This is a genomic window from Achromobacter sp. ACM03 (genome assembly GCF_014851665.1).
In the GTDB taxonomy this organism is placed as follows: Bacteria; Pseudomonadota; Gammaproteobacteria; order Burkholderiales; family Burkholderiaceae_B; genus Achromobacter; species Achromobacter aegrifaciens.
Genome location: NZ_JACVAD010000005.1, coordinates 272,388 through 289,613, shown reverse-complemented (window position 1 = coordinate 289,613; position 17,226 = coordinate 272,388). Strand labels below are relative to the sequence as shown.

Annotated in this window: 18 protein-coding genes; 9 read left to right on the top strand and 9 right to left on the bottom strand. The window is 67.0% G+C overall.

The genetic code is table 11. From position 1 onward, the window contains the following. Window positions 1-141: 141 nt before the first annotated feature. From IB257_RS23050 to IB257_RS23020, 7 genes are all read right to left on the bottom strand, one after another. Entirely contained in the window at window positions 142-1,257 is a 1,116-nt protein-coding gene (locus tag IB257_RS23050) for a DUF1513 domain-containing protein (RefSeq protein WP_054453204.1), read from the bottom strand. Continuing rightward, a complete protein-coding gene (locus tag IB257_RS23045) occupies window positions 1,247-2,335 on the bottom strand; it encodes an imelysin family protein (RefSeq protein ID WP_175181866.1) in 1,089 nt (362 codons plus the stop codon). Before IB257_RS23045 ends, IB257_RS23050 begins: the two co-directional genes overlap by 11 nt. Then, the gene (locus IB257_RS23040) at window positions 2,335-3,843 is read right to left on the bottom strand and encodes a di-heme oxidoredictase family protein (RefSeq protein ID WP_119450067.1); all 1,509 of its coding nucleotides are present in this window, start codon (window positions 3,841-3,843) and stop codon (window positions 2,335-2,337) included. The genes IB257_RS23045 and IB257_RS23040 overlap by 1 nt, the downstream gene beginning before the upstream one ends. Beyond that, window positions 3,840-5,138 (bottom strand): imelysin family protein, encoded by a 1,299-nt coding sequence (locus IB257_RS23035; protein ID WP_175161752.1) that lies wholly within the window; start codon window positions 5,136-5,138, stop codon window positions 3,840-3,842. The genes IB257_RS23040 and IB257_RS23035 overlap by 4 nt, the downstream gene beginning before the upstream one ends. Before the next feature lie 189 nt (window positions 5,139-5,327). Next, window positions 5,328-6,647: an MFS transporter gene (locus IB257_RS23030; RefSeq protein WP_054453211.1), complete on the bottom strand. Its 1,320-nt coding sequence runs from the start codon at window positions 6,645-6,647 to the stop codon at window positions 5,328-5,330. Between the two features lie 45 nt (window positions 6,648-6,692). Beyond that, window positions 6,693-7,364, bottom strand: coding sequence for a DUF4286 family protein (locus tag IB257_RS23025; protein WP_192354997.1), 672 nt, complete (start codon window positions 7,362-7,364; stop codon window positions 6,693-6,695). Window positions 7,365-7,490: 126 nt separating this feature from the next. After that, complete coding sequence (locus tag IB257_RS23020) at window positions 7,491-8,402, bottom strand: LysR family transcriptional regulator (protein WP_054453214.1); 912 nt, start codon at window positions 8,400-8,402, stop codon at window positions 7,491-7,493. Window positions 8,403-8,694: 292 nt separating this feature from the next. On the opposite strand from IB257_RS23020, the gene IB257_RS23015 reads away from it, so the two are divergent. From IB257_RS23015 to IB257_RS22990, 6 genes are read left to right on the top strand one after another with little or no spacing between them, the layout of a single operon-like run. Next, complete coding sequence (locus IB257_RS23015; RefSeq protein ID WP_054453217.1) at window positions 8,695-9,702, top strand: ABC transporter substrate-binding protein; 1,008 nt, start codon at window positions 8,695-8,697, stop codon at window positions 9,700-9,702. A gap of 3 nt (window positions 9,703-9,705) precedes the next feature. Then, entirely contained in the window at window positions 9,706-10,521 is an 816-nt protein-coding gene (locus tag IB257_RS23010) for an ABC transporter permease (RefSeq protein ID WP_054453219.1), read from the top strand. Then, window positions 10,521-11,342, top strand: a complete 822-nt coding sequence (locus IB257_RS23005; protein WP_192492878.1) for an ABC transporter ATP-binding protein — start codon at window positions 10,521-10,523, stop codon at window positions 11,340-11,342. Before IB257_RS23010 ends, IB257_RS23005 begins: the two co-directional genes overlap by 1 nt. 24 nt (window positions 11,343-11,366) lie before the next feature. Further along, window positions 11,367-11,549 (top strand): DUF4089 domain-containing protein, encoded by a 183-nt coding sequence (locus IB257_RS23000; RefSeq protein WP_054453222.1) that lies wholly within the window; start codon window positions 11,367-11,369, stop codon window positions 11,547-11,549. Next, window positions 11,546-12,934 (top strand): AtzE family amidohydrolase, encoded by a 1,389-nt coding sequence (locus IB257_RS22995; protein ID WP_192354995.1) that lies wholly within the window; start codon window positions 11,546-11,548, stop codon window positions 12,932-12,934. The genes IB257_RS23000 and IB257_RS22995 overlap by 4 nt, the downstream gene beginning before the upstream one ends. Window positions 12,935-12,955: 21 nt before the next feature. Then, window positions 12,956-13,663, top strand: a complete 708-nt coding sequence (locus IB257_RS22990; protein WP_054453224.1) for a GntR family transcriptional regulator — start codon at window positions 12,956-12,958, stop codon at window positions 13,661-13,663. 20 nt (window positions 13,664-13,683) lie between these two features. Here IB257_RS22990 and IB257_RS22985 read toward each other — a convergent pair whose 3' ends face one another. Next, entirely contained in the window at window positions 13,684-14,223 is a 540-nt protein-coding gene (locus tag IB257_RS22985; RefSeq protein WP_054453226.1) for an antibiotic biosynthesis monooxygenase, read from the bottom strand. Between the two features lie 201 nt (window positions 14,224-14,424). Here IB257_RS22985 and hpxZ point away from each other — a divergent pair, with 201 nt between their 5' ends. Together hpxZ and IB257_RS22975 are read left to right on the top strand one after the other, a co-directional pair. Next, window positions 14,425-14,799, top strand: a complete 375-nt coding sequence (gene hpxZ / locus IB257_RS22980) for an oxalurate catabolism protein HpxZ (RefSeq protein WP_054453228.1) — start codon at window positions 14,425-14,427, stop codon at window positions 14,797-14,799. A 130-nt stretch (window positions 14,800-14,929) separates the two neighbouring features. After that, window positions 14,930-15,484: an NADPH-dependent FMN reductase gene (locus IB257_RS22975; RefSeq protein WP_054453230.1), complete on the top strand. Its 555-nt coding sequence runs from the start codon at window positions 14,930-14,932 to the stop codon at window positions 15,482-15,484. Between the two features lie 820 nt (window positions 15,485-16,304). Here IB257_RS22975 and IB257_RS22970 read toward each other — a convergent pair. After that, on the bottom strand, window positions 16,305-16,520 hold the full coding sequence (locus tag IB257_RS22970; protein WP_054453233.1) for a dodecin: 216 nt from the start codon (window positions 16,518-16,520) through the stop codon (window positions 16,305-16,307). Between the two features lie 188 nt (window positions 16,521-16,708). On the opposite strand from IB257_RS22970, the gene IB257_RS22965 reads away from it, so the two are divergent. Beyond that, window positions 16,709-17,215, top strand: a complete 507-nt coding sequence (locus tag IB257_RS22965) for a DUF6496 domain-containing protein (protein ID WP_054453235.1) — start codon at window positions 16,709-16,711, stop codon at window positions 17,213-17,215. Window positions 17,216-17,226 lie beyond the last annotated feature (11 nt).

Genomic DNA, 17,226 nt, shown 5'->3' with positions numbered 1-17,226 from the left:
GCGGAAAAGTTGAGGCCGCGCAGCGTCCCGGCAACGGACGCCTGGCGGCCTGAAAAAAGCAGCCGAAAACTTTATCAGATGGCGCTTGCGATAAGGGCCGCATCGCGGCCCCGTTGTGTCAAGCTTTGTAAGCACGCGGGTTCAGGCCCGCGCCGGAACTTTGCGGAAATGGTTGTCCCAGGAGACCTCGCGCGACGGCGCCAGCACGGGCTGCTCCTTGCCGGACGCGTCGGTGCGCAGCATCGCTCCCAGGCCGCTGCTCAGCAGGAAGCCGTCTCCGGCGGCCGGCGCCACGCCGCAGCCATCGGCCAGTTCGGTCGTGCCCAGGCAACGACCGCTGGCCGCGTCCCAGTAGATCACCTGCCCGCCCACCGGGCTGGATGTCGCGACCACGGCGCCCGCGGCATCCACCGCCACCGAACCGACATAATTGCGCATCTGGCGCAGCGCCTGCGTGGGTCCTTCGAACAGTTCCAGCTGCGCGCCGCGCCTGTGCCGTCCCACCAGCGCCGGCCGGTCGGAGGCCGGACCCATGTACTGGCAGCCAAACCAGACGCAGCCGTCGGCGGCCAGCGCCAGGTGGCGGATGGACAGGCGGTGCAAGGCGGGCTCCAGCTCCACTTTTTCCAGCAGCTCGCCGCTGGCCGCGTCGATGTAGGCCAGCGAGGGCCGCATCGTGTCCAGGTTGAGTTCCAGCTTGCCGTAGTCTGGATGCGTCAGGATGCCGCCGTTGGCGACGCACAGCGTCTTGCCGTCGGGCATCAACACGACTTCATGCGGACCGATGCCGCCGCTGTCGAATTCGCCGATACGGCGGTATGCGCCCCCGGGCGAGGCGTCGTACAGCCCCAGCACGCCCCGGCCCGCTTCAAAATCGTTTTCGGTGGCGGCCAGCAGCCGGCCGCCGTCCACGTAGGCGCCATGGCCGAAGAAGTGGCGTTCCTCGTGCATGGGCAAGGCCTGGGGCTCGCCGCCGCGCAGCGAGAAGGCCAGCGCGAAGAAGCCCGGCTGGCGGCCGAAGACGACCGCGCGTTCCCCCGCGGCATCGATGGCGAAGCTGTGTCCGCGCGCGGGCATCGGCACCACCAGCCGGTCATGCCCGGCGGCGTCCAGCAGCGCGGTTTCGTCGCGCCCGCCGCGTTTGCGCGCGCTCAGGTACAGGACTTCGCCGTCTTTGGGCGCAGCCGCCAACGCCGCCGCCGGAGCCAGGCCCAGCGCGGCCGCAAGCGACAGGAAGCGGCGCCGGTCAATCGCCATCGAGCGCATTGAATCCGATCGTGACGCCCAGGGCCGGCGCCAGATTCTCGTCGACGATGGCCTTGGCGTTCTTCAGGGTCAGCGCCGCCAGCGTCAGTTGCCTGCGCCCGTCCTCCTGAGCCAGGGCCTGCTCCAACGGCGTTGGCACATCCAGCAGCGTGCGCGCCGCGCTGGCCAGTTCACCGCGCACGGACTCGGCCATCCAGGCATCGCCCTTGGGCAGCGCATAGGCGCCCGCCTGGTAGAAGGCCTGCAGCCCTTCCAGGTTGGCCGCCAGCAGGCGCGTGGACAGCTGGCTGCGCCAGAATGCGGCGCGCTTGGGCCGCGCCGCTTCCGGCGTGTCGCCCAGCACCGGCAGGATCTTCACGTCGCGTGCGAACTGCAATCCCGTGGAAAGCGACTTCATGGCCTCGGCCGCGATTTCCTGCTGGTCGCGGTACAGGTCGTTGCCGGCCTTGGGTTGCGCAAACTGCCGGCCGAAATCGCCTTCGGCGCTCCAGGCCTGGGCTACATCGCGCGAGATCTGCCTGACGTTGGCGACCACCGCCCGGGCGTAATCGCAGGCGTAGGTGCCGACCTGCCCGCCATCCTGCCGCAGCAAGGCCGGCTCGCCGTACAACACGTATTCCAACGCGGGCAGGCCCTGCACGGCCACGCTGCGTCCCGCTAGTGCACCGGGCACGAGCAAGGCGCCGTCCTGGGCGGTGATCAGCGCCTGCACCTGCTTGGGCATGACGCCGCGCGTATCGGGCCAGAACGCCAGGCGCTCGTAGCGGTTGGCCTGCACCAGCGGGCCGAAGCGCAGGAACTCGATGCCGGACCACGCCAGGGCCAGATTTTCGAAAGCCTCTTTGACGCGCTTCGCGTCGGCTGCGCCGGGCTGCGCGCACCAGCCGCCCAGCGCGCCGTCCAGCGCCGACGCCGCGTCAACCATCCTGGCCACGGCGGGACGGGCGTAATCGCGCGCCAGGCGCTCGCCCAGGTCGGAGGGCGGCGCGGCCAGCGCGGCCGAGGGTGCGGCCAGGACCAGCGTCGCGGCCGCGGCGCGCTTGAACATCAGCTTTGCAAATCCGGCCATCACAGCGACTCCAGGAAACGAATGAGATCGGCGCGTTCTTCCGGCGTCATCGCCACCACGCGATCGCGCGCCGGCTTGGCCTCGCCGCCATGCCACAGCACGGCTTCCAGCAAGGTGCGCGCGCGTCCGTCATGCAGCCAGGTGGCATTGGGGTTCACGGTCTTGGTCAGGCCGATGCCCCACAGCGGCGGCGTGCGCCATTCGCGGCCATTGGCCAGCCCGTCCGATACGCCGTCGGCCAGATCGTCGCCCATGTCGTGCACCAGCATGTCGGTGTAAGGCCAGATCAGCTGGAAGCGATGCTCGGGCTGCTTGGCGTTGCGGCTGGTGACGTACTTGGGCACGTGGCAGGCGACGCAATTGGCTTCGTAAAACAGCTTCTTGCCGGCCAGCACCCGCGCATCGTCGGCGTCACGGCGCTGCGGCACGGCAAGGTTGGTGGAATAGATGGTGACGAAGTCCATCAGCTTGGCCGGAACTTCCTCGGGGCCGAAGCGCGGCTGCGCGCCGTGCGGCATGTCCAGGCACTGCTTCTGAGAAGGCGTGCAGTCGCCGGAATGCTGAGGGAACAGAGGCGTGGACAGCCCCATGTCGTTGGAGAAGGCGGCTGCGCTCTGCTGCTCGACCGTGGGTTGGCCGGCCTTCAGGTTGAAGCGGCCCAGCACGCGCGCGCCAGTGCGCGCGTCGGTGACCCAGTTGGCCTTGCCGACAATGCCGTCGCGCTTGTCCGCGCCCACGTTGGCCAGGATGTCGGCTTCGTGGATGGATTCCAGCAGGCCCAGGCCTATCATGGGCGGCGCCAGGCGCGGCGAGATCTGCGTGTCTGCACGCATCGGGCCATAGCCCAGGTTCTCGATGCGGTAGGCCGGCTTCATCAGCGTGACGGTTTCACCGCCGTTGAGCGCGACCGGGACCGGCTGGTATTCGATCTCCATGCGGCCTTCGGCGGGCAGGCCCGCGACCGCGAAGTTCTGCAGTTGCACGCCGTAAACGGGTTCGGGCAAGGCCGCGATCTCGCCCGGCGCGAGCTTGGGGTGGCCGCGGTCGGCGCCCTGCGGCACCGCCAGGCGCAGCAACAGCGCTACCGCATCGGTACGTTCCAAAGGATCGAAGCCCGGCACCGTGCCGCGTCCGTCCTTGGTGTGACAGGCCTGGCAGGAACGCGCATTGAAGAGCGGGCCCAGGCCATCGGACGCCTGCGTGGAAGCCGGCGCCGAGACCCAGTCCTTGCGGAACAGGCCGTTGCCGACCTGGAATTCCTGGCGCCCTTCGAAGCTCATGTTGGCCGACGGCTGCGAAAAGATGTCGGCGTTGATGAGTTTGTTGGTGGTGGCGGCCCCAGCCTGCATGGTCTCGAAGGTCTCGACCTTGGAGAAATCGCGCGTGGGCGCCGTGATGGCGGTCACGCGTTTCAGATCTTCGGGCGTGAGGTCGTCACGCCCGGTTGGAGCGGCGGCGGCGCCGGCATGGGCCGACGCCGCCAGTACGGCGGCTAAAACGAGTTTCACTTGAATACGGCGTCAGGTTTGTCCAGGCTGTCGGAACCTTCGATGGCAACCTTACCCAGGTCCAGCAGGGCGATCACGCGCTCCAGGCTGCGGGTCTGGTCGACCAGGCGGTCGATGGCGGCCTGGACCACGGCATTGCCTTCCTTGTTGCCGTCCGAAATCATCTGGTCGTAGGTTTCGACCGTTTCGGCGCGCGTCTTCATCGCCTGCATGGCGGCCACGGTGGCGTCCAGCTTGGCGCGAACCTCTGCATCCAGCTTGGGATCGCGGGCCTTCACCAGTTCCGACAGGCTGGCGCCCGAGACGGTCTTGCCGTCGATGCGGGTGTAGCTGCCCAGGTAGACGTTGCGGATGCCGATCTGGTCGTAATAGTGCGAGTTGTGCGTATTGTCCGAGAAGCAGTCATGCTCTTCTTCGGGGTCATGCAGCATCAGGCCCAGCTTCATGCGTTCGCCGGCCAGCTCGCCGTAGGACAGGCTGCCCAGCCCGGTCAGCATGGCGATCAGGCCGGCCTTCGGATCTTCTTCGACGGCCTTGCGCGCGGCGCCGTCCTTCTTCCAGTTGCCGACCATCTCTTCCAGATCCGTCACCAATAGATCGGTCACGGCCTTCAGGAACTGCACGCGGCGTTCGCAGTGGCCGCCCGTGCACTGCTTCGGATCGAAATCGGTGTACGGACGGTTGCCGGCATGGCGTTCCTGCGGCGTGCCCTTGCGGTCTGCCGGCGCGGGGCCGGTGCCGTTCAGGTCCTGGCCCCACAGCAGGAATTCGATGGCGTGGTAGCCCGTGGCCACGTTGGCTTCGTTGCCGTCGGCTTCATGCAGCACTTCGGACAGCAGCTGGGGCGTGATCTTGCTGACGTCGACGGTCTTGCCGCCCACCGAGATCTTGGAATTGGCGATGACGTTGACGGCGTAGTAGGCGTTCTCGTCGTTTTCCGTGCCGTAGGAGGCGTCGACGTAGTCGATCAGGCCTTCGTCCAGCGGCCATGCGTTCACACGGCCCTCCCAATCGTCGACGATGGGGTTGCCGAAGCGGTACGCCTCGGTCTGCTGGTACGGCACGCGCGCCGCAAGCCAGGCCTCGCGCGCGGCCTTCAGCGTTTCGGCGCTGGGCTTGGCGATCAGGGCGTCGATGGCGGTGCGCAGGGCTTTGGCGGAAGTCAGCGAGTCTTCGTAGCCGGCCAGCGCCAGATCCGAATACGTGGCGACCACGGCCTTGGGCTCGGCCGCAGCCTGGGCCGTCCCCCCGAACACCGCAGCGGCCAACACCGCTCCCAACAGCAACTTGCGCATCGACTCTCTCCCGTAACAGGAACGGATCCCGCCCCCACGGCGGCCCGCTCAACCTCGAATTTTGAGGATGAGAGTGTAAACAATTTTCGTTTGGTGTTCAGAATAAAGTCAGATACCTGACATTTCTTTGAACCACCAGGCGCCGTCCGGACTCCAGTCCGGGCGGCGCCAGGCCGGCCTAGATGCGCCTCAGCGTTGCAACGGAGATTTCGCCGTTTCCCTGGCAGCCAGCACCGCCACCGCCGTCACGATCAGCGCCGCCGCCACGTACAGCGATATGGCAAAGGTCGAGTTCCAGGACTTGAACAGGCTGGCGATGATCAGCGGCGCGAACCCGCCGCCGACGATGCCGGCCAGGGTGTAGGCCAGGGACGAACCCGCATAGCGCACACGGCCCGGAAACTGCTCGGTGATGAAGGCGGCCTGCGGGCCGTACATCAGCGCGTGGATCAGCAGGCCCACCACGACGGCAGCGCAGATGGCGATGGGATGCGCGGTGTCCATCAGCACGAAGAAGACGAAGGCCCAGATCATGCCCAGTACCGCGCCCGCCAGATACACCGGACGGCGGCCGATCTTGTCTGACAGATGCCCGCACAGCGGCACCGCTATCGCGTTGAGCGCGGCGCCCAGCATGGTCGCGGTAAGCGCCATGGGCCGCGACAGGTGCAGCACCGTGGTGACGTAGGTCAGCGTGAACACCACCACCAACGCATAAAGCACGTCGGAGCCGATGCGCGAGCCACCCGCGATCAGCAGCTGCCGCCAGTACTGGCCCAGCACTTCCTTGATGGGCGTGGCGGCGGTTTCGCGCTTCTGCTCCATTTCCAGGAACACGGGCGTTTCCTCCACCCCGCGGCGCAGCCACAGGCCGAACAGCACCAGCGCCACGCTGGAGACGAAGGGCACGCGCCAACCCCAGGCCTGGAAGTCCTCGGGACTCAGGAAGGCCGAGACCGCGGCGATGAAGCCCGTGCCTATCAGCGTGCCGCAGGACGGACCGATCTGCGTGAAGGAAGCGTTGCGCCCGCGCTGGTCCGGCTTGCCATGCTCCATCGACAGCAGCACCGCGCCAGCCCATTCGCCGCCCAGCGCCACGCCCTGTACAAAGCGCAAGGCCACCAGGGCCACCGGCGCCCACACGCCCCAGGACGCGTAGGTCGGCAACAACCCCATCAGGCCGGTGGACACGCCCATGATGACCAGGGTGGCGACCAGGACGAACTTGCGTCCCAGCCGATCACCCAGGTGGCCAAAGACGAAGCCGCCCAGGGGCCGCGACACGTAGCCCACGGCATAGGTGGAAAACGCCAGGATCGTGCCCGTCAGCGGGTCGAAGGACGGAAAGAAGATGGCGTTGAATACCAGCGCAGCCATCAGGTTGTAGATGGTGAAGTCGTACCACTCCAGCGTGGTGCCGACCGAGCTGGCCAGGGCCAGCCTGCGCATCTTGTTGGGCGCTGCCGCGGTCTTGACCGCCGCGGCGCCGTATAGCGTTTGTTCAGCCATGGGATTCCCCTTGAATCGGATGTTTGGTGACTGGCCGCAATGGGCTCAGCGCAGGTCGGCGGCTGTCAGCTTCCAGCCCAGTTCCAGCAGCCAGGCGCCCGCGGGATCGGTATCGAACGCGCTGCAAGCCCGGTCGCGCAGGACGCGAGCGGCGGCCGCGGAACTCGCTTCCGCCACGAACAGCGGCGCCAGCACGCGGTTTTCGGCGGACTCGCGCGGCAGCGGCGTGCTGAGCGCCGCGTCCGGCACCAGCAGGTAGGACTGCACGAAGCCGTCCGCCTGCGCCAGTTCGGCGCCCAGCGCCTGCGCCCGCGCCACCAGCGCTTCGCTGTCATTCGTCGCCGGCAGAGGCAGGACCGCGATCTCGCTGCCGGAGCCAAAGCCCGTCACGGCCCGCACGGCGCACACGCGGCGCATGGGGTCGCGCATGCGGTCCAGGTTGGTCACCGACCACTCGGTCTGGCGCTCGAACGCCTTGCGATAGTCCGCCGTGGTGAAGGCGGCCAGCGATTCGGTGCGATACAGGCCCAGATACTTGCGGCCGCCTGCGCGCGACAGGTAGCGCGCGCCCGACAGAAAGCCGGGGATGCGCACACGTTCTTCCACGTGTTCGCGGTCGTACCAGCGGTTGAAATCGGCTTCGTGGGCGGGGTCGGCGTCAGTGGCGACGAACAGCAGGCCGTGCGGCGGGAGAGTGGATTCGGTGCGCGTGCTCATGGGCGGAAGACAGGAAATTCCTTCGATTACGGAAGGCTCCATCTTCAGCCGGCCGGCTGCCCCGGGACAAACGAGTAATTCTTCTGCGCGGCAACAAAATTACTGAAAGACGCCCTAGGGATAACACTATTGCGCCGAACCCAATCGCGGCGCAGTGACCGACGACGTGAACTGGTCCGAAGCGCGGCTGGCGAGTTCAGCCACCAGGCGGATCGCGTCCGACCCGGCGCTTTCCAGATAACTCACCACCAGCAGCTGGGGCGGCACGGGGATGTCGCAGCGGATGATCTGCACCTCGCCTCGCGCCACATATTCATAGATGGGCGGCAGCGGCACCAGCGCCCGGCCGAAACCGCTGCGCACCAGCCGCGCCAGCGCGGAGATCGAGCTGACGCAGTGCACTTTGCCCTGCGGCATGCCGACTTCGCGGTACAGGGCCTTGAGCGCTTCGTGCGGCTGCGATCCCGGGCTCATGGTCAGCACCGGCTCGCTCAGCAGCTGCTGCGCGCTCAGAGCGTCCTCGTCGCCGGCCGGTCCGACCCAGCCCATCTCCATTGGCAGGCAGGCGGTGCTGATGATGCCGCTGTCGTTCAGCAGGTCCGTCTGCAGCGCGATATCGAGCGTGCCCTCGCGCAAGCCCCGGTGCAGCGCGCGCGTAGTTTCGGAGGTGAGCTGGACCTCGATGCCCGGGTAGGTGGAGCGCAGATTGGTCAGGAAGCCGATCAGCCAGGTGTGCACCACGGTCTCGATGGCGCCGATACGCACCAGGCCGAAGACCTCGTCGCCGCCCTTGCCCAGCGACAGGATCTGCTGGCGGATCTCCAGCAGTCGTTCGCCATAGTCCAGCAGCCGGGTGCCGGTGGCCGTCAGCCTGAGCTCCTTGGCGTCGCGCTCGAACAGGCGCGCGCCTATGTCCTCTTCGAGCGACGCGATGCGATTGGCCACGGCGGCCTGGGTAATGTGCAGACGGTCGCTCGCCGCCCGGAAACTGCCCAGGCGCGCCGACCACAGAAAGGCTTCGACAAAACGCGTATTCATCTCGGTATGACGCAGCCAGGGCGTCGCGCAAGGGTTCACGAACCCGGAGCAGCACGCTCCGATCCGCCCACATGCTACGCCATCGCGCGCAGCGCGACACAGGGCTGGTTATGTCCCCTTCAATGGTGCGCCGTGCACCAATGTGGTTCAGGCGAGGCACCAGCGCGAGGCCGGCCCGCCACGCTCCCTGGGCGCCTGCCGCCCCGGACGAAGTTGGCACGGCTCTTGCTTGATGCCTGGTATGCCAGCTTGTCTACAAGCGCCACTTTCCTTGCACACCAGGAGCTCCCTCATGATCTACCGCAACGCGCCCCATGCCTTCAACGCCACCCGCCGCCGGCTGATCCAGGGCGCCGCGCTGGGCGCCGCGACGTTGGCCGCGCCGGCGCTGACGCGCGCGCAGTCGGGACCCGTCATCCGCATCGGCTTCTGGCCCGTGGCGGCCGGCCTGCCGTTCTACGCGGCGCTGGAAAAGGGCTATTTCAAGGAGGCCGGGTTGAACGTCGAGCCGCTGAAATTCGCGGGCGCGCAGCAGGTCATGGAAGCCATGCTGGCCGGCCGCGCGGACGGCAGCGCCAACGGCACCGGCTCGGCCAACCTGGCCATCGGCGAGATCGCCTCGCCCGGCCTGTTCAAGATCTTTGCGTCCAATCCCAGCAACGCCAAGCACGTGCTGGACGAGTTCATCGTCGCGAAAGACAGTCCCATCAAATCCATCGCAGACCTCAAGGGGAAAAAGGTCGGATCTGGACCCGGCATCCAGAACGCCACGCTGGCCAAAGCAGTGCTGGAGCGCGCCGGCGCAACCGGGGCGACCGTGGTCGAGCTGGCGATAAGCCAGCACGTCGCCGCGGTCGCCGCCGGCCAGTTGGACGCCTGCTACACGCTGGAGCCCACGGGCACGGTGGGCAGGCTGAACGGCACCACCCGCGTGCTGGAATCGGGCGTCATCGCCAAGTACGTGCTGGGCGATCCGATGGCGCCGTGGTTCGGCGGGTCGGCATCGCTGACCACCGCCTTCCTGAAGAAGCATCCCGAGGAAAGCAGGAAATTCATCGCCGCCTATGCACGCGGCATCGAACTGATCCGCAGCAAGCCGGAAGAGGCGCGCCCCTACCTCAAGGGCTACACCGCCATCGAAGGTCCGATGACCGAGGAAGTGCCGCTGGCCGCCTACACCCTCTACAACGAGTTCACGCCCGGCGACATCCAGCACTTCCAGAAATTCTTCGACCTGTTCGCCGACAAGGGCGTCTTCGCCCAGAAGGTCGACGTCTCGACCATGCTCTACAAGGGCTAAGCCATGACCGCAACCACTGCAACAACCGCGGCCGGCCCGGCCGCGACAGCGCGGCCCCTGCGCAAATTCGACACGAGCCGCCTGCTGCCGCTGATCGGCCCGCTGGCGCTCTTCGTGGTGTGGGACCTGGTGGTGCGCCTGCAACTGGTCAGCCCTGTGCTGCTGCCCACGCCCAGCGCGGCGCTTGCGGCGCTGGTCAAGGGCATGGCGGGCGGCCCGCTGCTGGCGGACTTCCTGGCGTCGCTGAACCGCACACTGCAGGCCTTCCTCATCGCGGGCGTGATCGGCGTGCCGCTGGGCGTGCTGCTGGGCAGCAACGAAAAGGCTTATCGCAGCGTGGAGTTTCTGATTGATTTCTTCCGCTCCACGCCCTCTTCCGCGCTGATTCCGCTGTTCCTGATGATCTTCGGCGTCACCGACATGAACAAGATTGCCATCGCGGCCTTCGCGGCGGTGCTGGTGATCCTGTTCAACAGCGCTTACGGCGTCATCAACGCCCGCAAGCAGCGTGTCATGGCGGCGCGCGTGATGGGCGCGTCGCGCTGGCGCATCTTCAAGGACGTGCTGATCTGGGAAAGCCTGCAGCCCACGTTCGTGGGCCTGCGCAGCGGCGTGTCGATGGCGCTGGTCATCGTGATCGTGGCCGAAATGTTCATCGGCTCCGACAGCGGCCTGGGCAATCGCATCATCAATGCGCAGCAGGTGCTGAACGTGCGCGACATGTATGCGGCCATCCTCGCCGCCGGCGCGCTCGGCTATGTGCTGAACATTCTTTTTCTCGTGCTGGAAAAGCGCGTGGTCCACTGGAGCGGCCGCTGATGTCCACCGTCCTCAATCCCGTCATCGCCCCCGGCCCTGCCGCCGCGCCGTTCGAGCCCGGCCCGCTGGGCACCCACATCACCATACGCGGGCTGACCAAGTACTTCGCCGGCTGGCCGCTGTACGAGGACTTCAACCTCGACATCCCCAAGGGCAAGATCGTCTCGGTGTTCGGCCCCAACGGCTGCGGCAAGTCGACGTTGATCAACATGATCGCCGGCCTGATTCCGATCGACTCGGGCGAGATCCTGTTCGACGGCAAGTCGCTGGCTCAGACCAAGATCGGCTACGTCTTCCAGAACTACCGCGAGGCCATGTTCCCGTGGCTGCGCACCATCGACAACATCGCCTACCCGCTGCGCCTGGAAGGCCGCAGCAAGGCCGAGGTGGATGCGCGGGTCGCCGAGCTGGTGGCCTCGTTCGACGTCAAGTTCGACCTGAACCGCTACCCCTATGAACTGTCCGGCGGACAGCAGCAGACCGCCTCGATCATGCGCGCGCTGGCGCCCGGACCGGAGGTGCTGTTCCTGGACGAGCCCTTCTCCGCGCTGGACTTCGAGATGACGCTGTTCATCCGCGAAAAGCTGCAGGAGGTCTTCATGCAGACCGGCACCACCATGCTGCTGGTGTCGCACGACCTGGAGGAAGCCGTGTACCTGGCCGACCAGGTGCTGCTGCTGACCAAGCGGCCCACCCGGGTCGCGGAGATCGTGGATTACCGCGACGCGCGCCCCCGCACGGTGGCGACGCTGTCAGAACCCAGCTTCATCGAAATGAAGAAGCTCAGCCTGGAAATCTTCCAGCGCGAAGTGCGCAAGTAAATCACCCGTACCGGAGAGTCCGCCATGACCCAGGAAACCATCGACCAATACGTGCGCAGCGCCCTGGCGCTGGCCGGCTATGCCTTGCGCGAGCAGGCCGTGGCCGACGTGGCGCAGCAGTTCGCGCGCATCCAGGACATCGCGGCCGGCTTCGTCGATGAGCCGCTGGCCGTGGAGCTGGAATCTGCCGCGGTGTTCCGCCCGTGAGCGGCCCCGCGCAGGATATCGCGCGCCAGGTCCGCGCCGGCGAACGCAGCGCAATGGCGGTGCTGGACGCCACGCTGGCGCGCGTGCGCGAGCGCGATCCGCGCTACAACTGCTTCACCGCCATCACCGAAAGCCGGGCGCGGCAGGAAGCGGCGGCCATCGACGCGCGCCGCGCCCGCGGCGAGCCGCTGCCGCCGCTGGCCGGCGTGCCCTATGCGGTCAAGAACCTGTTCGACATCGCCGACCAGGTCACCCTGGCCGGCGCGCGGGTCAACGCCTCCAACCCGCCCGCGCGGCGCGACGCCAGACTGGTCGAACGCATGCGCGAGGCCGGCGCGGTGCTGGTCGGCGCGCTGAACATGGACGAGCACGCTTATGGCTTCACCACGGAAAACAGCCACTACGGCCCCTGCCGCAACCCTCACGACACCACCCGCATCGCCGGCGGCTCGTCCGGCGGCAGCGCCGCCGCGGTCGCGGGCGGCCTGGTGCCGCTGACGCTGGGCTCGGACACCAACGGCTCGATCCGCGTGCCCGCCTCGCTGTGCGGCGTGTTCGGCCTGAAGCCCACCTTCGGCCGCTTGTCGCGCGCAGGCTCGTTTCCGTTCGTCGGCAGCCTCGACCACCTGGGGCCGTTCGCGGCCAGCGCCAGCGACCTTGCCGCCGCCTACGACGCGCTGCAGGGCATGGACGCCGACGACGTGGCCTGCGCCCAACGCCCGGCCGAACCCACGCTGGCGGCGCTGGCCGGCGGCATGCGCGGACTGCGGGTGGCGGTGCTGGGCGGCTACTTCGCCGAATGGGCCGGACCGCAGGCCCGCCGTGCCGTCGAGATCGCGGCGCACGCGCTGGACGCCACGGCCGTCGTCGAACTCCAGGGCGCGGCCCAAGCCCGCGCCGCGGCCTTCGTCATCAGCGCGGCGGAAGGCGGCGCCTTGCACCGCCGCAAACTCGTTACGCACTACGACTACTACGAACCGCTGTCGCGCGACCGGCTGGTCGCAGGCAGCCTTGTGCCCGCAACCTGGGCGCAGCAGGCGCAGCGCATCCGCCATCGCGTCTATCGCGAAGCGCTGACGCTGTTCGAACACTACGACGTACTGATCGCCCCCGCCACGCCGGTGCCGGCCACGCCCATCGGCGCAGACTGGCTGACACTGGCCGGCCAGCGGCTGCCGGCGCGCGCCAGCATGGGCATCCTGACGCAGCCGGTGTCGTGCATCGGGCTGCCGGTCTGCGCCGCGCCGGTCTGGCCCGAAGCCGGACAGGACGATCACCTGCCGTTGGGCGTGCAACTGATCGGCGCGCCGTGGCGCGAAGCCGATTGCCTGCGCGCCGCACATGCGCTGCAGCAGGCCGGCATTGCCCGCCTACGCTCTCTTTAACCACCGCTCCGAGGCCACCACATGGGAACCGCCTTCGCCGTCATCGACATACCGCGCACGCTGGCCGACACCGCCTACGGCACGCTGAAGCGGGACATCCTGGACTTCCGGCTGGCGCCGGGCGACCGCTTCACTGAAACCGAGATCGCCGACCGCCTGCAGGTCAGCCGCACGCCGGTACGCGAGGCCCTGTTCCGGCTGGAGCGGGAAGGCTATCTGGAGGTGCGCCAGCGCAATGGCTGGCTGGTAAAGCCATTGGACTTCAACACGCTGGACCATTTCTACGAGCTGCGCAGCGTGCTGGAGGCGGCCGCGGTGCAGTCGCTGTGCGCAACGGCCAACGCCGCCGAACGCCAGCGCGCGCTGCGCCCGCTGGCCGACATCTGGCTGGTGGACCCAAGCGAACGATCCGCCGACAGCGAGCGGCTGGCGGACCTGGACGAGCGCTTTCACATCGATCTGGTGGCCGCCGCAGGCAACCCCGAGATCGCGCGCGTGCACCGCGCAGCCACCGAGCGCATCCGCATCGTGCGGCGCCTGGACTTCACGCTACCCGAACGCATCGGCAAGACCTACGAAGAGCACGCGGCCATACTCGACGCGGCGCTGGCCGGCGACGCCGCACGCTCGGTTGCGCTGCTGAACGCGCATATCCAGGGCAGCCAGGCGGCGGTGCGCAAGATCACGCTGCACCGGTTGTATTCCTCCCGCAGTGCGCGCGCGGCCTGAACCGGCCGCGCATGCCTGCTTCAGCTCGCCCGCAGCCAGCGCTGCAGCATGCGCGCCACCAGGGGCATGCAGATGAACACCATGACGGGCGTCAACGCTACGCTGGTGATCAGCACCCGCCAGAACACCGGCAAGAGGCTCAACGGTTCGCTGGCCAGCACGGAAAACGCCAGCAACACCGGAAAGTAAGCCAGCCAGATGCTGACGGCCTGCTTCCAGCGCGGCGGCGCGCTGGTCCTGGGCGCGAACCAGTCATCCGTGCCGCTGACGCGGCGCTCGTGGCTGGCGCGCACCAGCGACGCGCCGCGTTCGAGCCACATGCGGCGCGGCAAGGAGTTTTCCCAGCGGGCGAGGCTGGCCGCGTCGGCAAAACGCAGGACTATCTGGTACTGGTCGCCGCCTTCGGCGGGCTGCAGCACACCGGACCCGAGAAAGCCCGGGAAACCTGCCGCGAGGATCTCCCCCTGGCGCATCCAGGACAGGAAATCGCCATAGCGTTCGGGTGCGATGTGCCGGGTGACCAGCATGGTGACCGGGGCGGGAACGGTGGAACGGGACATGGCGGAACTCCTGGATCGGCGCGTAGCTTGTTATGCAGTATTAACCCTAGCAAGCGGCATGCCAGGATCGTCGCGCCGCGCTCCCCCGACGAGGCCGAAAGACCGCGGCCGCGGAGATGGGTGCGCCGCACCGCAAGACACACCACATTGGTGATTACCCCTATATTTCGCACCAGAACGGTGCCAACTGGAGCCGCAAGCATGGATATCAATCTGCCCGACGTCGTGGCGGAGGTCACAGCCGCCCTGGACCGCTACGAAACCGCCCTGGTGAACAACCAGGTGGAAGTGCTGGATGCGCTCTTCTGGAACAGCCCTCACACGCTGCGCTATGGCGCCGGCGAAAACCTCTACGGCTACGATGCCATCCGCGCCTTTCGCGCGGCGCGTTCGCCGCAAGGCCTGGCCCGCCGCGTGTTGCGCACGGTCGTCACCACCTACGGCCAGGATTTCGCGACGGCCAATCTGGAGTTCCAGCGCGACGGCAGCGACCGTATCGGCCGGCAAAGCCAGACCTGGATGCGCACGCCTGAAGGATGGCGCGTGGTCGCTGCCCATGTCAGCCTGATGAGCTGATGCGCCAGCCCGCGCGCAGCCGACATCAGCGCGTCATGATCATGAATAAACATATCCGCGATCGAGATTGAGCGGGCTTGCTTACAGGTCTACACTGACATTCCCGTCCACCCCTTGGAGCCTGCGCCCCATGAGCACCTACAAGATTGCCGTTTTCGTCGGAAGCCTGCGCGCTGCCTCGTTCAACCTGCGGCTGGCCCGCGCGCTGGAAAAGCTGGTGCCCGCGGACTTCAAGTTCGAATACGTGAGCCTGGGCGACGTGCCGCTCTACAACCAGGACAACGAAAACAACCTGCCCGGCCCCGCCGCCAAGCTCAAGCAGCAGATCGCCGACGCCCAGGGCATCCTGTTCGTGTCGCCCGAGCACAACCGCTCCGTGCCCGCCGCCATCAAGAACGCCATCGACTGGGGTTCGCGTCCCTGGGGCCAGAACTCCTGGACCGGCAAGGCCGTCGGCATCGTCGGCACTTCGCCCAGCGCTGCCGGCACCGCGTTGATGCAGCAACACCTGCGCAACATCCTGGCCGCCGAGGGCGCCAACGCCCTGACCACGCCCGAGGTCTTCCTGCAATACACGGAAGGCCTGGTCGATGACCAGTACAACATCACCAACGAAGGCACCCGCAAATTCCTGCAAGGCTGGGTGGACCGCTACGTGGACTGGATCAAGAAGTTCAACCCCTGATCGCCGCCGCTGCCGGCGCGGGCTCCTCCCGGCCGGCAGAGATCGCCCGTCTACCTCCGGGCGATCCAGCCCCCCGATACGTCGGGGGGCTTTTTTTTTCAGCGACGACGGTCGCCGCTGGCGCATCCAATGCCGCCAGGGCACCGGCCCGCCGCCGGGCCGCCCCAAGGCGGGCCAGCCCCCTCGGGGGGCAGCAAGCGAGCGCAGCGAGTGCGGCGTGGGGGCTCACACTTATCCCCGCCAACTGTGGAGAAGGTTGAGGACAGCCTTGGGGCAGAATGAAAAATCCGTGCCCCGCCAAGCACTTGCAAGGGCCGGTCAAAAATTGCGCAATCATCCTTTTGGATGATTTTTGACGCACTTATCCACTGAAATCAGGATGCCCGGGCAGACTTCCGCGGCGGTCTCGCCTGAATGTGGATTTGTCCCCGCGTTCTGTGGAGAAGCATGAGGACAGTATGAGGGCAGGTCGGAAATTCCCTTGCATATCAAGCGCCTGCAAGGGGTGGTCAAAAATGGCCCAAATGCTGTATCGAGGCGCCGAGGTTGTCCCCGCCAAATGTGGATAAGCCTGAGGACAGTATGAGGGCAGGACGCAAAAAGCCTTGTGGGCCAAGCACTTGGAGGGGCCGCTCAAGAAACGCCCACAGCCGGCGGGTTCACGATGCCACGTCGGACCTTGAGCGCCGCAGCCACAAGCGAGACAGGCTTGTCCCCACCGAATGTGGACAAGCCTCTGAACAGTCGGATAACAAGCTGAAAAACTCCTTATCCGACAATCACTTGGAAGGCGTGCTCAAGAAAGAAGCAGCAAGCGGACTCACTCGTTCCCTTCCAGCCGCATGCCTATCTTCAAGCCGACCTGCCAGTACGCCACCTTGCCATCCTTGATATGGCCGCGCACTTCGGTGACTTCGAACCAATCCAGGTTGCGCAGCGTCTCGGAAGCGCGCGCGATGGCCTGCGTGATGGCGTCGTCGGTGGACTTGGTGGAAGAGCCCACCAGTTCGATTTGCTTGTAGACATGATTCGACATAGCTCGTCTCCGCTTAGGGGGTGAGTCGTGCATCGTCGGTCTGGCGGCGGTGTTCCGGCGCTTACGACCGGCAATCCATTCGAACACACAGCATACGCCCACGGCGTTAGAGTGGTGTTACGAGTTCCGTCGCACCGGCCTCGGCGCGGCGGAGCCCGTTCCCGCAACGCAAGCAAGGAGGTGTCGTCATGCCTGAACGAAAAACCCTGGAACGAGCGGCGCGCGACAAACGGCAAGGAAAATCCGCTTCCACGCAGGCCGGAGAATTCGTGCGCGAGGAAATCGACCACGTGCGCGAAGGCAAACATGGCGTGCGGTCCACCAAGCAGGCCATCGCGATCGGGCTGTCCAAGGCGCGCCGCGCCGGCGTGGCCCTGCCTACGCCGAAGAAGGCCAGCGCGGCGACCAAGCGCAAGGCGAAGCAGGACAGCGACGCGTCTCATGATGGGCATGCCAAGTCCACCAAACGCGCCAAGGCCACCACCACCGCCCTGAAGAAGGAAAGCGCCAAGCCCGCTTCGCGCACCGCATTGTCGCGGCAGGCCAGCGCGTCAGCCTCCAAGCGCAGCGCCGCTGCCCGCTCGGCCGCCGCCAAGAAGGCTGCCGCCACCAAGGGCGCTGCAGGCCGGTCCGCTGCCGCGAAGAAAGCCGCCCGCACGCGCGCGGCAAACCAACGGGCCAGCCACGCGCATTGAAGCCCCAGAAG